Origin of the sequence: Shewanella sp. NKUCC01_JLK, assembly GCF_019345615.1 — a bacterium.
In the GTDB taxonomy this organism is placed as follows: Bacteria; Pseudomonadota; Gammaproteobacteria; order Enterobacterales; family Shewanellaceae; genus Shewanella; species Shewanella oncorhynchi.
The window spans coordinates 184,333-199,444 of record NZ_JAHKRD010000005.1; the positions used below are offsets into that span (position 1 = coordinate 184,333).

14 protein-coding genes are annotated in these 15,112 nt (G+C 42.3%); 11 read left to right on the top strand and 3 right to left on the bottom strand.

Annotated elements, in window-relative coordinates; translation table 11 throughout:
* Nucleotides 1–16: 16 nt before the first annotated feature.
* A complete protein-coding gene (locus KO537_RS07415) occupies nucleotides 17–1,651 on the bottom strand; it encodes a diguanylate cyclase (RefSeq protein WP_198573199.1) in 1,635 nt (544 codons plus the stop codon).
* A 391-nt stretch (nucleotides 1,652–2,042) separates the two neighbouring features.
* On the opposite strand from KO537_RS07415, the gene KO537_RS23125 reads away from it, so the two are divergent.
* The 6 genes from KO537_RS23125 to KO537_RS07440 all read left to right on the top strand — a co-directional run bounded on the left by KO537_RS23125 (nucleotide 2,043) and on the right by KO537_RS07440 (nucleotide 5,869).
* The gene (locus KO537_RS23125) at nucleotides 2,043–2,372 is read left to right on the top strand and encodes a class I SAM-dependent methyltransferase (RefSeq protein WP_251071043.1); all 330 of its coding nucleotides are present in this window, start codon (nucleotides 2,043–2,045) and stop codon (nucleotides 2,370–2,372) included.
* A gap of 30 nt (nucleotides 2,373–2,402) precedes the next feature.
* Nucleotides 2,403–2,723, top strand: coding sequence for a hypothetical protein (locus tag KO537_RS23130; RefSeq protein WP_251071044.1), 321 nt, complete (start codon nucleotides 2,403–2,405; stop codon nucleotides 2,721–2,723).
* Nucleotides 2,713–3,774 (top strand): HNH endonuclease signature motif containing protein, encoded by a 1,062-nt coding sequence (locus KO537_RS07425; RefSeq protein ID WP_219234148.1) that lies wholly within the window; start codon nucleotides 2,713–2,715, stop codon nucleotides 3,772–3,774. The genes KO537_RS23130 and KO537_RS07425 overlap by 11 nt, the downstream gene beginning before the upstream one ends.
* 314 nt (nucleotides 3,775–4,088) lie before the next feature.
* A complete protein-coding gene (locus KO537_RS07430; protein ID WP_198573202.1) occupies nucleotides 4,089–4,517 on the top strand; it encodes a hypothetical protein in 429 nt (142 codons plus the stop codon).
* 21 nt (nucleotides 4,518–4,538) lie between these two features.
* On the top strand, nucleotides 4,539–5,123 hold the full coding sequence (locus KO537_RS07435; protein ID WP_219234149.1) for a hypothetical protein: 585 nt from the start codon (nucleotides 4,539–4,541) through the stop codon (nucleotides 5,121–5,123).
* A gap of 119 nt (nucleotides 5,124–5,242) precedes the next feature.
* Entirely contained in the window at nucleotides 5,243–5,869 is a 627-nt protein-coding gene (locus tag KO537_RS07440; protein WP_219234150.1) for a Fic family protein, read from the top strand.
* A gap of 3 nt (nucleotides 5,870–5,872) precedes the next feature.
* On the opposite strand, the gene KO537_RS07445 is transcribed toward KO537_RS07440, so the two are convergent.
* Entirely contained in the window at nucleotides 5,873–6,028 is a 156-nt protein-coding gene (locus tag KO537_RS07445) for a hypothetical protein (RefSeq protein WP_219234151.1), read from the bottom strand.
* A 206-nt stretch (nucleotides 6,029–6,234) separates the two neighbouring features.
* Nucleotides 6,235–7,845, bottom strand: a complete 1,611-nt coding sequence (locus KO537_RS07450) for an ABC-F family ATPase (RefSeq protein WP_131524739.1) — start codon at nucleotides 7,843–7,845, stop codon at nucleotides 6,235–6,237.
* Nucleotides 7,846–8,521: 676 nt separating this feature from the next.
* On the opposite strand from KO537_RS07450, the gene KO537_RS07455 reads away from it, so the two are divergent.
* The 5 genes from KO537_RS07455 to KO537_RS07480 all read left to right on the top strand — a co-directional run bounded on the left by KO537_RS07455 (nucleotide 8,522) and on the right by KO537_RS07480 (nucleotide 15,015).
* Complete coding sequence (locus tag KO537_RS07455) at nucleotides 8,522–9,130, top strand: VF530 family DNA-binding protein (RefSeq protein WP_219234152.1); 609 nt, start codon at nucleotides 8,522–8,524, stop codon at nucleotides 9,128–9,130.
* Between the two features lie 1,529 nt (nucleotides 9,131–10,659).
* Nucleotides 10,660–11,628: a helix-turn-helix domain-containing protein gene (locus KO537_RS07465; RefSeq protein ID WP_105253121.1), complete on the top strand. Its 969-nt coding sequence runs from the start codon at nucleotides 10,660–10,662 to the stop codon at nucleotides 11,626–11,628.
* Entirely contained in the window at nucleotides 11,625–12,818 is a 1,194-nt protein-coding gene (locus KO537_RS07470) for an EAL domain-containing response regulator (protein WP_173496905.1), read from the top strand. The genes KO537_RS07465 and KO537_RS07470 overlap by 4 nt, the downstream gene beginning before the upstream one ends.
* Nucleotides 12,819–12,821: 3 nt before the next feature.
* Nucleotides 12,822–13,121 (top strand): hypothetical protein, encoded by a 300-nt coding sequence (locus KO537_RS07475; protein WP_219234153.1) that lies wholly within the window; start codon nucleotides 12,822–12,824, stop codon nucleotides 13,119–13,121.
* A complete protein-coding gene (locus tag KO537_RS07480; protein ID WP_219234154.1) occupies nucleotides 13,111–15,015 on the top strand; it encodes an ATP-binding protein in 1,905 nt (634 codons plus the stop codon). The genes KO537_RS07475 and KO537_RS07480 overlap by 11 nt, the downstream gene beginning before the upstream one ends.
* Nucleotides 15,016–15,112 lie beyond the last annotated feature (97 nt).

The window sequence follows — 15,112 nt, forward strand, 5'->3', positions numbered from 1 at the left end:
CTCATTCTGTTTAGGGTTAGTCAGTCGGAGAAACCACGAGCTGATTTCTACCTAAACGCTTAGCTTCGTAAAGGTTTTTATCTGCCAGTAACAGGCAATCTTGAAATTCCTCACATTGATCCGAAAAGGCTAAACCGCCGCTGAGCGTCACCTTAAATTCGACGCCATCTTCAACAAATACGATATGGCTAAAGCTTTCACGGATCGCATTCAACTTGGCAATCGCCAGTGGTTTTTGCATATCTGGCAGCACTAACATAAATTCTTCACCACCGTAGCGGCCGGTAAAGTCAGTTTGACGTAAGGATTGTTGTAACAGGTGGGCAAATGCCAACAACACCTTATCACCACCGGAATGACCATAAGTATCGTTGACCTTTTTGAAGTGATCTAAATCGAACATGGCAATACAAACTTGAGAGTTAATCCGTTTCGCTACGTTAAAACAGCGTCTCGCAGCCACCAGAATTTGGGTATGGTTTAACAGCCCAGTTAAGCTGTCGCGACTAGCCGAACTGCGAATGTCATGACCCCGCTGAGCACGGGAAATCACCTGCGCGACGAATAAACTCGGCGCGGTTTGCTTTGAAATTAAGTCATCTGATCCCGCTTGTATGATGCTGACTTTATTCTGCATTGTATCGTCTGAGCTCAACACGAGAATTGGGCTCGAGGTGTATTTATCCAATTGGCGGATCATCTTTGCCAGCTCAAGCCCGTTCACTTCGGGCATGTACAAATCGAAGATAAACAAATCAGGCTCAAATTGCTCAAGGGCAGGCAAGACTTGCTCGGCACTGGACAACCCTTTTACCATCAAACCATGGCTGCGTAACAGGCTTGAAAAGTAATCCACCATAGATTGTTGATCATCCACCAGTAACACCTTAAGCGGCTGTTTCTCTGACATTTTGAGAGATTGATGGATTTTGCGCACCAATAAAGTGGTTTCCGCAGGTTTAACAAAATATTCGCTGACGTTGGCACGAATGGCCAATAGCCGCATGTCAAAATCCCCCCGCGAGGATAAAACAAACACTCGGGTATTGTTCTTCTCAAACTCAGTGGCGGCTTCGAACAAGGCCTCTTCAGTCCAATCGGGCAGAATTAAATCCAATAGAATCAGATCGAAGGGCGTTTCATTTTGCACCACCAAAAAGCTCGTGAAATTCAAAAAATGCTGCACACTAAAACCGAACTCTCGCAGCTGCTTTGTGATCATCGCACCGACATTACCATCGTCTTCTATGATGGCAATATGGTGCTCATGGCGCGCCTTTGACGGTTTATAGGGGCTTTGCTGCATTTGCGCCTCTACTACTGGCGCCGACGGTTGGCCACGCATATTGTTTTGTAACAACTGGTGGAAGAGGGTATCTAAGCCTTTGATAGTAGGAAGTTCGGGGGCTGGCGCATTGAGCAGCCCCTTAAGCAGCAACTCCAGTTTATCGACTATGTGTTTGGTATCTGACAACCCAAAGGTCTCGCTCGACCCTTTTAAGTTATGCACCTCTCGGTACACGGCAGACAGCATGTGAGCGTCCCAATTTTTACGCAATGAAATCCACAAGGTAATGATTTGTTTCTTTTTATCCGGCAGTGCATGTAAAAACTGTCGTTTAAGTTGCTCTAACGAATCTTCAAAACTCATAGGCAATAGATATCCTAAATAATTGAGCCCTAGGTCTTAATCTCTATATAGACGCTACGCCAAGACGTTAAAACCCGTTCACTCCCACACTGAAATGGAAACTGCTCTGGAGAAGCATGTAACAGATTCAATCAATTGCACTTATCTTTACACTCACTCATAGAGTGTAAACCACTGCGAAAAAAACGACGGGAAAATGCTGAGATTGCATAGGCATTGATAAGAATATTGGGGCGAATAGCCGAAATCAGCACAGTGATCGCGAGCTGCATAATGCTAAATATTTTATGCAAAACAGCATGATAATGATGACATGTATTTTTTATCAAATACGATTGTGATAAGTTAGCGTCTGTAAAAATAATCACTTGTTGCAAAAGGATCGTTGTCAGTGAGCACAGTGTTTTATAATGACCACGCCGAAATACTCGCGGCGCAGTATTTGTCTAAAACCTTTGAAGAAGTGCATTCGAGTTGGTTGCATCATCTTTTGCCTCTACTCACCCAAAATACATTGTCGATATTGGATGTGGGAGCTGGTTCTGGGCGGGATGTGTATTATTTAGCCGAAAAAGCACAGAGCAAAAAGACACAAATTATTGCAGTCGAACCTGCGGTTGTTTTAGCGAAAATGGGGCAGGTGTTAACTCGGGATCTACCCGTGCGTTGGATTGAGGATGGTTTACCTCAGTTGCAAAAAGTGGTTGGCCTAGCGCAATAGTTTGATCTGATTTTACTCAGCGCTGTGTGGATGCATTTATCTCCCTCAGAGCGCCCACTTGCACTAGCAACACTCTCACGCTTACTCAATTCGACTGGACTTTTAGTCATCAGTTTGCGCCATGGCCCAAGCCCCGATGCGCGCGTTATGCACCCAGTCAGTGCCGATGAACTGCTCACACTTGCTGCAGATTGTCAGCTACGACTTTTAGATTTGAGCCAAGATGAAACCGATAAACTCGGTCGCTCACAAGTGCATTGGCAGACGTTAGTTTTTACACCCAAACTGATGCCAAACGTAAATGCACCTGAAGCAAGCGTTATTATTCAGGAGCGACTGAATGCCGATTGATGCGAGAAGACAAGTTGAATTTATTAGCTATTTACAACGTCTGTTAGTTGAAGGGGATTTCGTTGCAACTTACAAATTTGCCTTACTGCATGCGATCGCCGATATCTGTATCGAACGGCCATTAATACTCAATGCCGATCCTGCGCTGAAAACCGCCATCAGTATTGATGATTTGGTAGAGAAGTTTATTGAACTTTACTGGCAACACTCTTTGCCTTTTGGTGCCAATGATGGGTATTTTGTCTTGATCCAAAATAGTGGAAAGCAATCAGCCTTGATCAACAGTTTGATTGAACTACGCCATCAAGGTGTTAACAGTCTATCCCAGTTAAAAGCGCATCTTAGTTATCCAGCTTTATTGCGTAAAACGCGCGGTACGTTTAAAGATGGCCCCTTATGGCGCTTACAAAACTTGTCACGTAATGAAGAATGTTTTCTTTATCCCCATGATAAAACGAAAAATTACATCGAGTTGAATCCGGGTATCGCATTTTGCTTCAGGCGATTTCACGATTTAGTGGTGTCATTGGCTCGTACTCAATGGGTACAAAAAATCGCCGAGTTTCCAGCAAATCAAGTGATTATAGGCAGTAAAGGCAATTTAAGTGAGTTTCTGTTTGGTAGCGACAGACAGACGATCACCCATGCTAGACCTGTACTGCTTGATATCCAAAAAGGCCAATGCTTCTATTGCCAAAAATCATTAAAAGAAACAGGCGAAGTGGATCATTTTATCCCTTGGGCACGATATCCTAATGATTTAGGCCATAATTTTGTCCTCGCACATAGCAGTTGTAATAATCAAAAACGCGATCATCTTGCCGTTCAGCACCATAAAGATAACTGGTATGAGCAAAATATTATCCGGCATGGCCAAACGTTACACTCTGAACTCAGTCGATATTTCGTCTGTGAGAGTGATCGCTCTGAAGCCATTACTACTTGGGCTTATCAGCTTGCAGGACAAAATCGCTCGCCTCTCTGGCTCGATAAAAAGACCTTTGTGCCTTTTAACGCATTAGACAATGACCTGTCAAATACTGCAATTTAGAGCATGCTCACAGCTTTATGGCACTTATTTTTAGCACTCGCCAAGGTAAGCAACTGTGCTGCAATTGAATGAGCAACGCTGCCAAGCTAAAGTAATCAATGAACTATTTACATGTTATCTTGGTGGCATTACATTTTATCTTCATTGATTTTGTTACCTGTTGATAGTAAAGGTTTAATTTCTGCCAAGGTAATTGATTTCAAAGAGAATAAGGAGTATTTGGTAGACATATATGGCGCACTCGTTCAGTGACAACAAGCAGATGAATGCACCATGGAATTTATTGATAATACATGTCTAGTTTTGGAGGTTAGATGATGAAATCGATTTTCTTACTGCCCATATCTGTGCTTGTGCTGATAGGTTGTACAACGCCTAAATCGCCGAGCGAAGTCTATGACGAGTACAATGCTAAGGTACAGCAGGGGATGAGTTATCAAGAGGACAAGGCTTACTATACCCAACGTAAGCAAGCGGATGTTGAGTCTAAGTTCCCACAGTATATGCAGCAGATGAAGCAGTCCCGCGATGAAGTGATCGCATCTTATCTTTCATTTTCAAAAGCGACTGCCAAGTGCAAAGCACTCACCTTAGTGTCGCAGGTGATAGAAGGGGATACGGCCGTTCTTGAATATGCACAAAAAGATCTCTGTGGTAATGCATCGGAGGCGAATGAAAAACAAAGAATTAGCATGATAAATGAAGGTGGTTGGAAAATTGATGAGCTCCAAATTAGTCTCTAAATCATTTGGAATGTCGTATCTATGACAGGATTTTATGAGTTTTTTAGCCTGCCAAACGGAGTTGAAGTTACTTGCCCCCATTGTGCTGGCTGCGCCACTTTTACCTTTGCCCATGTTTTTCGTTTAGAGAAAAAAGATGTGCATTTATTTGAGGGTAGGCAGTTTGAGATCAAGCTGTTTAATCAAAGATTTGCTCATAAATGGCCTGGAGTGCAGTTTTTCCCTCCGCTATTGGATGCTTCTTGGCGGGAAAAATTGCCAGAAAAATACCAAGGTACTTCGACTTGGGAACATAGGGCAAACAGTGCTTTTACAGATGGTACAGATCTTGGTCTTATTTGTTGTTATCAGTGTATGGCAAAACAGAAACATCGACTTGAATGGCCCAATGACGCATTTTATTCCCTTGAGTTTAAAGGTCATTCACTTTGGGCATTTAATAAACAGATGATGCTTCAGATCCGTGATTATATTCAGGCCAAAGATCGCGATGCGGTATTCGAGTCTGAGCCGATAGTCATTCGACATTTGCCGACAATTTTTAAACTGGCTAAAAATCGCGAGATATTGGTTAAAAAAATTAATAAGCTAATTTATAGCCCATAGTTTCTACATACCTATTTCAAAGACTTGTGTGGTCAATCTCATCGAGTAGTTGTGTTAAGTTTTCTGTGACTCGGATATTTGCTTTTCTATTAGTTATTACAGTTAGCGGGTCTATTATCATGTCGAAATATCATATTGGCACTACCGAGGATGAATTCGAACCCGGTTCCGGCGGCCATATACTTCGTAACAAACTCGCGATAACCGATGAAGAGGATATGGCAGAGGTAGAGACTCAGTTGTTACTAAAGCTTTATGAGTACGTGTTTCAATCTAGTGTTATTGAAAGCGAGCATCTATCGGTTGGTTTGCTCTTTGAGTGGCATCGAAAATGGCTCGGTAATGTTTATTACTGGGCTGGTGAGCGGCGTACAGTCAATATGGGAAAAGGTGGTTTCGAATTTACGGCAGCGGCTCAAATACTTAAGTGTCTCACTCAGTTTGAAAAGGAATATTTAAGCAAGTTCAATGGTTTAAATTCGTTTTCTAGAGACGAAGTTGTGAGTTACTTGGCTGAAAGTCATGTGGAATTTATCCTAATTCACCCATTTAGAGAGGGAAATGGACGTTTGTCACGTTTGATACTCGATGTGATGGCAGTAAAGGCGGGTTATCTCCCACTTGATTATGGGATTTGGGAACAAAATAGAGATTTTTATTTTAAGTCAATTCAAGCAGGGTTGGGTGGGGATTATCAACATATGGCTCGTTTGGTAAACGATGTGCTCAGCGCTAAAAACGAATGAAGTTTAGGCTAAGGTCAAATGACTGAAACGGCTTTTTTTGGCCTTCAATTTTGCTTCAACTTCAGCCGTAGTTTTACCCGTCTCAATAGCGGTTGAACTGGCCACAGCGCGATAGAGTCGATTTTGAGTCACTTGTGTGTTTTTTGATTTAGCTTTCATAGGATCAACCTCAATTAAGTGCATGAATTATAGCACTCTAGATAACGAATAGACAGCTGTGTATCCAAGGCCCAAAGCAGCAATACTTCATGTTTTACCAATCATATCGCTCTTTAGATATCGATAAAAAGTCGTCAGTAGGTTCTCCAATGACGACTCTTTTAATCAAGCTGACATAGCCGATTAAGGTTTATCAAAGCACAACATTACGCGCTTTTTCTCGCTTCCATTTCAGCTTGACTTGAAAGGTACTCATCGAAAGTGCCTTGGAAGTTAATCACTTTTTTATCTTTAATATCAATGATACGTGTTGCAAGTGACGATACAAACTCACGGTCATGACTGACGAATATCAAAGTGCCTTCAAAGTCTTTCAACGCATTATTGAGTGCTTCGATGGCTTCCATGTCCATGTGGTTAGTCGGTTCGTCCATGATCAGCACATTGATGTCTTGCATCATTAACTTACCGAATAACAAGCGGTTTTTCTCTCCGCCTGAACAGTTACGAGCTTTCTTGTTCGCGTCATCTTCAGTGAACAGCAGACGGCCTAACATGGCGCGTACCATAAGATCGTTGTGCTTAGGTTGGCGCCACTGTGACATCCAATCCATTAATGTGTAGTCATTATCAAATTCGTCACTGCTGTCTTGTGGACAGTAGCCGATTGATGCGTTTTCTGACCACTTGATCACGCCTTTATTATGTTCTAAATCATTGACTAAGCAACGTAGGAAAGTGGTTTTACCCACGCCGTTTTCGCCGATAATCGCTAATTTTGCACCGGCTTCGAGGATTAAGTCGCCGCCTTCGAATAGCAGCTCACCATCAAACCCATGGGCCAAATCTTCGAGGATCAGTGCTTGGCGATGCATTTTCTTGCCAGCATCGAAACGAATAGAAGGGTGAATACGGCTTGATGATTTCACTTCATCAAGCTTGATCTTGTCCATTTTTTTCGCGCGCGAGCTGGCTTGTTTTGCCTTAGATGCGTTGGCACCGAAGCGGTTAACGAAGTCTTGCAGTTCTTCGATTTCAGCACTCTTCTTGGCGTTGCCCGATAATAATTGTTCACGGATCAAAGACGATTGTGCAAGGAAGTATTCGTAGTTACCAGGGTAAATGCGCAGTTCGCCATAATCGATATCAGCCATGTGGGTACATACGGCATTCAAGAAATGCCTATCATGGGAAATAATGATCATGGTGCATTTGCGTTTGTTCAACTCGGCTTCTAACCAGCTAATGGTATGTATGTCCAAGTTGTTGGTTGGTTCGTCGAGCAGCAAAATATCTGGGTTGGCAAATAGTGCTTGTGCCAACAATACCCGCAGTTTCCAACCCGGTGCGACTTGTTGCATTAGGCCGTAATGGAAAGATTCTTCAATACCCGCTTCGAGCAGAATTTCACCGGCGCGGCTTTCGGCGCTGTAGCCATCCATTTCGGCAAATTCACTTTCAAGATCGCCAACGCGCATGCCATCTTCTTCGGTCATATTCGGATTGGCGTAGATTGCATCGCGTTCCTGTTTGACTTTCCACAGGGCAACATCCCCCATGATCACCGCATCGATCACACTGTATTGTTCAAACGCGAACTGATCTTGGCTTAGGGTACCGACTTTTAAGCCGGGCGTGATGGAAACATTGCCAGAGGTTGGCGCTAACGCTCCGCTGAGGATCTTCATAAAGGTCGATTTGCCACAGCCATTCGCGCCGATCAAACCATAGCGGTGACCATTGCCAAATTTCGCTGAAATGTTTTCAAACAATGGCTCAGGGCCAAACTGCATCGTGATGTTCGCGGTAGAGATCAAAGGAGCTTTCCTAGGTATTTGCTAACGGGGATTGTGACAAACAAGCCTCAAAATGAAACATGCGCTTCACCCACTCTAAGCCAAAACATTAAAGTTGGGATAATAAGGTCGCGGAGTATACAGACTAAGGGCTAAAGATGCGAGCAAGGATGTGATGCGCAGCTATAAATCGAGCCGTTTCAGTTGCGTTTATTTTGAGGTTGACCCAAGGCATCAGCGGATCATAGGTAAAATTTAGAAATGGGTTTGAGCTTGACGCTGAGTTCATACCTGTTAGCGTGATATCGCGGATATGTAGATTAAAACTGTCAGCTGCGGCGTATTTTCTTTGCCCTAAAGCCGATACCAAACCTCGCTAGCGCAAATAAAAGAAGGCGTTTAGCTTATTTACCGTTATTATTCCCGCAGTTTTGTCGAGCAGCAGATTTTACGGCTAATATTTAATGGCTCTGTTTGGAGGCTTCAGGTCCTTAAGATTTAAGATCTAAGCATCACGAGTAACAAGGCTTAACGCCCTATGCTATTGCCGTAACAACGTCAGTGACTCATGACTTCATAACTTGAGTGATTTCTCTAATCGCGAGTTGTTAGTAGCGAATTGAGTCACTCGTTTAACAACTCAAAACCGTAAACTAATACAGTAAAATCAGCCAATAGGGCTGAACTTGGAATTCCCATGATTGAAGAGCAACAGAACAACCCATTACACGGCCTCAAACTCGAGACAATGATCACTGAGTTAGTCGATTTTTATGGCTGGAAAATTTTATACGCGGCATTAAAGCTAGGTTGCTTTAACACCAACCCGACCATTGAGGCCTGTATTATTTTCCTCAAGAAGACTGAGTGGGCGCGGGAGAAAGTGGAAAACTTTTACCTGTATCGATTCAAGCGTATGCCTAAAGCCGTCGGTGAGCAGTTTGATCTTAAGCCACGCGAACGAGGTTTTGCCTCAGGTATCGCGCCGCGTAAACCGATGGAACTCACCATAGAATCTATCGCTAAAATGCAGGCACAAGCCAGCGCCGAGTACGAAGCGGGTAATAAACGTCCTAACTCTGGTTATGGCTCAGGTAAGAGCTTTGGTAATGGTTCAGGTAAAAGCTCAGGCAAAAAACCTACGGGTGGACGTGGCACCGGCTCTGGATATGATTCATCGAATAGCAACTCACAGCGCCGCAGCGAACTCCGAAACGAGCCAAGAAACGATTCAAGAATGGCTGAACGTTCAGGACCAAGCCCATCGACGGATGACAACGATCCGTGGGGCACTAAACGCGGCTAATCCCATGTCTGCCGAATTGTGTGGGCATGGTTTTTCACAGGCGTTAGTTTTACATTCGTTATTTACAGTGACTAGCCTCAGCTTGCTATTTCCGTACCCGTAAAAATTAGCTCTGGTATGAGTTAGCTTTTGTAAGAGTCGTTTTGAAGTCATGGTTCTAGTTGTATGATAGAACATCTGATTTATCGCCTGATTTAAAGAGAAGAGGTTAGCTGTTGAATACAGCCAACCTCTTTTTTATGATTAACTATTCACTTTATTGCATTAAGGTGAGAAAAATCTCGGGGATTATAGTTTTAGATTTGCATATCTAGTGCATAACCAGTTAATTCATCAATTTGCAATCAGATGGTGCCGGTTGCTCATGTTTACGACCAATACCAGCGCCTTCTCTAACTCCTGTGCTTTATACTTTGTGTCTTTTGTTCATCTTCGTCGCTTAAATGTCCAGAGTTAACGTCAAGGTGTTTGACGATACAGCTCCAAGGTAACCATTTAAATGTTGGATTATCATTGGGTAAGTAGTTTTAGCCGTCTTGCTCCACCAGCATTCTCTGTTGCCAAACGCCGCTGCCGACTTGCAGATGCGTAATGGCCAAACCATAGGTTTCGGCGCTGCCGTCATTCCGCGCTAAGGGATATGTCAATCACTACTATATGCGAACTGTGGTTAGGCTTAGCGGCTGGTGTTCGTTTGTGTCTAATGCGGGATTACTTAAGTTTGTCTGACATAGCTGAAAAACTGACAATGAGCCCAGCCACCTTAAAACGGTGTTTGCCCGAGATGGATTTAAACTTTGCCCAACTCGCTGATACTTGCTGATGAGACCCGTTTAATCAAAGCACTGTATTACTTGGCTACACCTGTGCAAGATGTATTGCCACTTCTTTATCCTTCAGCGACGCCAGTGATTATAGGCGTTCCTTTAAACGCTGGACTGGCCAATTCCCCACTTTTTCGCAGCTGGCTTGCTTAAGCCATAAGCTATTAAAAACTATCCTAGTAATATCTCTAAGCTGATACTGCCGCGGTTTGCCTATTCCAAACGTGAATAACCATGCGTGAAAAACGTGGTTCAGTGAGAAAAACCCCGAAGTTATATCCCGTATTTTGAATTTTTAGCGCATAAATAATCAATTTGGCGTTTTGTGGCCATTGCTGGTGAATCTTATATTTTATGCGGTTTTATAGGGGGTTCTGTTGATTGCGGTTTTATCTATGATGCAATGATTTAACCGAACGAATAACTAGACACTTTTTTCCATCGCTTTTTTGACTGTGCCATGGTCTCAGATAAACAATGGCATTTATACTCGTTTTCCTATTGCAAAAAACGTGGTGAATAAAAGGCTGAGATGGAGGAACTGAGTGATGAGTGACGAAAAAATCACTGGACTTTATTTCATCGAGAAACTTCAACGCATTTGGATTACTTTTACATTTAGACATCCAGAGCCAGTAGATGACATCGACCATAAGACGTATATGGAGCTGCTAGATAAAATAAAAAATTCAGATGGAACGCGATATGATTTGTACACCTATCTCCTATCAAAGCAAAACAAGTGCACAGACATTCTCCAATTTCTTAAAACACACCCGCAGTGAGAATAATTTATCTCAAGAAGATTTATGTAGTCTGCTCAGGCAAAAAAGCTGCCTGTTCGATATGTTAGATTCCATCACTATTAGCCGTTGGGAGCGGGGAGTTAACATTCCATCCCTAGCTAAACAGTCTGAAATCGTTGAAATATTTGGCTCTGAACTGTTTGATATTTATCGGGAGGACAAAAAATTCATCAACGAAGGTTTAGCGTTAATTAACCTTTTTGAATCGACCATAGAACGCAGCGATCATCCGTACTACCGTAATACTCCTTATCGTGTCGAGTTTATCGAAAGCCACCATCAAAACTTTATGACTCTGCTGCAACTCAGTTTGGTTTATGAAAGTAACCCGCGTTTATCCTTTGTGAGCCGTAAGTTGTCTCAACCTTTTTTTCGTGGACTCTCATTGGTGGTGGCTTTTAGCTTTGGGGATCAAATCATTGGACACAGTCTATTCTGCCGCACTCAAGGCAAAATTGCCCTCGAATTTATGAATGATGAGGTGGACTTGTTTGAGGTCATTAACCATAACAGTCAAGCTTTGCCAGATACCTTAATGGTGTTCTCCTCCTTTGGCGTAACGCCTTATATTGAAAATTATATGATGTCTGTTTATCTCAATGAATTGGCCACGAGTCGCTCACTTAAGTTTTTGAGTTTTAATATCTGTGATGAGTCACTAAAACGAAAATTGACGCAATTTAAGTTGCCCATATTTAAAGTAAGAACGATAGAAGGCGGCTTCAAACCAGTCAAAAACTATTCGTTTTTCTCCAGTCGCACAGAAGTCATGGCGAATCGTAATTTACTCAAGCTTTCTGTTATCCCTACATCCAAATCCCAGACGATCGATCCCATTTTCTTTATGCAGTTAGAGACCAATATATGAATATTCTCATCATAGATGATCAACGCTTTATTAGAGAAACCATGAAAGCTGATATCCATAAGTACTTAGCAGAGGACAATGTGGAGATCTATGAAGCCAGTAATGGTAATCAAGGAATTGAACTGATCTTAGCTGTAGAAGCCAAACTTGATTTAGTCATTTTAGATTTAAAAATGGATCAAGGTGACGGTATTGCGGTGATTAATATGTTGGCCTCCGAGCCCCGATTTACTGCCATTCCGATTGCGGTGATAAGCTCCTCGGATAAACGGACTTTAGAACTGGTGGATAGCATTATCACGGGTTTGAAGCTCAACTTGCTTGGCGTATTTGCTAAACCTATCAATGTGAATGACATTTTAACGCCATTGCTAGACGCCTCCGACGATAGAAACCGTGCCCATCAAGATGAGTCTATCGTGCAAGACATGGCGGCGAATATCAATGTGCGGCAATTGCTCAAAAATGAACAATTAATTTTGTGTTATCAGCCTAAGATTAACCTTAAAACAAAGGAGATCATCGGTTTTGAAGTGCTTTCGCGGCTTTGCGATCAATCCAATGGCTATATTTATCCCGACGTTTTTCTGCCACTGGTGAATCAGCAGGGACTAAATAGCTTGTTTTCGCGGATGGTTATTTCCCAAGCATTGCAATGTTGGTCGCGCCAACCGTTATTAATGGCGTTTGCCCTGTCGATTAACATTACCGCAGATGATCTGACCTGTGATGAACTCATTGAGTACATCATCGAATGTGGTCGTGAGTATAAACAAATCCATTTGATTTTAGAGCTCACCGAATCACAGGAAATCATTAACCAAGATAGAGTGCTTAACTCAATTGCACGGCTGATCATCAATAATATTGATATTTCCCTCGATGATTTCGGTAAAAGTTATTCTACCTATGATCGTCTTGATGCCATTCCCTTTAAAGAGATCAAAATTGATAAAAGTTTTGTCTCCGATATGGATATCAATCACCAACATTATCTCATCGTAGAGTCCACCATCGCGCTTGCGCAGAAGATGCACGTAAAGGTGGTTGCTGAAGGCGTTGAGACAAGTGCAATAGAGTTAATTCTCTCTGAGTTGGGGTGTGATGTTGCCCAAGGTTATTTGTACAGTCCCCCGATTGAAGGTCGCTATCTTATTGATTGGATTGCTCAATATAATAGGAGTGCCTAATGTATGAATGCTAATACTGAGTTACTCAAGGCCTTATCTGTATTCTTTGAGCAATACGGCCAAGAACAGCAATCGCGACTGCGATTGACACTGATTGCTGAATTACAGCGAATGCGACTTGAGCTAGAACAATATGAATCTTCTGACAATATCGAAGGGCTGAAACATCAATTTACGGGTATTGCGCGCTACTTGCAGCTTAAAGATATGCTGTCTGTCATGGATGTTTGCGAGCGAGAGCAGTTTGAACATCAGTTATGCAGCTTGCTAAAGGCCGTAATGGATTACGCTAATGAGCTTTAAATATAGCGCTTGTATCAATATGTTCAGTGGCTTATGGGTCACTCTGTTGGTGCTGTGGTTAACCTTGTCCCACTCACGTTATGAATTTGACTCCATTTACAATAAAAAAGCAGAAGCGGTTTTTACTTCTTCACGGGATATGTTCTTACAACATGAAATTATGTTGGATGCGCTAAAATCGTTTTTTTATGCTTCGAGTGAGGTAACGTCACAGGAATTTGAGGTTTTTGCAAAGGACTTACTGAAGATCAAATCTGCTGTCGCTTTTACACTGACCCCCGAACTTGAACTGGCCTATATCTCTGATCAGACAATGGCGCCAGAACTTAAGCCACTTAAATTAGTCAAGAATAGTAAAGGGGAACTTCAGGCTAGCCTTGCCGATTACACGTTAGCGGTTGTTAATATCGATGGGCCTAATATGCTTTATTTAGTCTATGCCATTTCTCATCAGCGGATATTAGCGCGGATTGAGCAGGAGCAGGGTGTATGTATTAGCTATCAATTTGAACAATCGTTATTGCAAAGTTCATCCTGTAACCATGAGTTTTCCACAGGCATATTTTCAATGTTTAGCTACTCAGATAGCCGAACTTTGGATATTCCTGGATACCAAACCCGTGTAGATTTACGCATAGAATATCAAGTGCCACAAAAAGAGGTTGTCGAGCTAATCGTGATTATCTTACTGATTGCTTCTCTTGGTATTACTCTGTCTTTTCTTTTGTACTTTAAGTCTAAAAATCAGCATATTGTAGAGCAGATTAAGCTCGATAATCGATCTAGATTAGCAGTACTTTCCAGCATAAATCATGAGATCCGCACTCCTATCAATGCCATTCTTGGCTACAGTCGCATGTTAAAAAAAGCGCGCTCACAGCCACAAAAACTGGACGAAATTATCGATAAAATGACCTGGTCAGCTAACTTACTTTACTCGGTTGCCGAAAATACGTTGAATTACAGTAAGGCTGAAGCTGGGCAGTTAAAATTGAATCGGCATTTAGTCAATTTGCACGAATATCTGAGCAATATTGAGGATTACTATCGTGCTTTTAGTGCGACATCGGGTAAACGTTTACAGGTTGTCGTGAATGAGTCTCTGCCGAAGTTTATCGAGCTCGATGGGACTAAGTTATTCCAACTCATGACTAACATTATCAATAATGCCTTTAAATACAGTACGGGTAGCGAAGTGCATTGTTATATGGACTTACGCCTTAAACGTAACCATAAAGACCATAGTCCTATGCTTAGGGTACTGATCCGCGATTTTGGCGAGGGAATGTCAAAGGAAGCACAGCGCGCTTTAGTTGATCCCTTTATGCACGCATCTAACTCATATACAACAACATCGGGCATGGGATTAGGACTCTATACTTGTAATCGATTGCTTGAGCAAATTGGCGGTAAGTTTATGTTGCGCAGTCAAAAGGGCAAAGGCACCACAGTGCTGTTACATTTTCCCTGCCAACTTACCGAGGTGAAAGAACGATTAACGATTCAATATGATCAACAAAAAGTGTTAATCATAGATGATAATCTGTTTAACCTTGAGATTTGCAAAGCCATGCTAGAGCACTATCATTTTCAAACCTTCAGTGTTGATAACGCAGCGCAAGCACTTAAGATGTTGATTCACTCATTGCCACATATTGTTATTGTGGATTACCGTTTACAAGATATGAATGGCTTGCAACTTATCAAACAGATGCAACAAACATTACAAAACCTTGCCAGTGATACCCAGCTTGAGCATCACTGTCGCTTCTTTTTACTTTCAGCTAATGATAGCGATGATATTCCTGAGTTAGCATTATTCCCTGAGGTACATTTTATGCAGAAACCTTTTAGTGCTGAAATATTTCTCAGTAAATTGGCCGTAAAATCGTAAATTATCAAAGCATTGGATCTGGTTTTTAAAGCTTATTTGCCGAATGTGTGGGATTTACATCGCGGTAGAGCCAATCCCGTTGCGGTAATATGGGGTA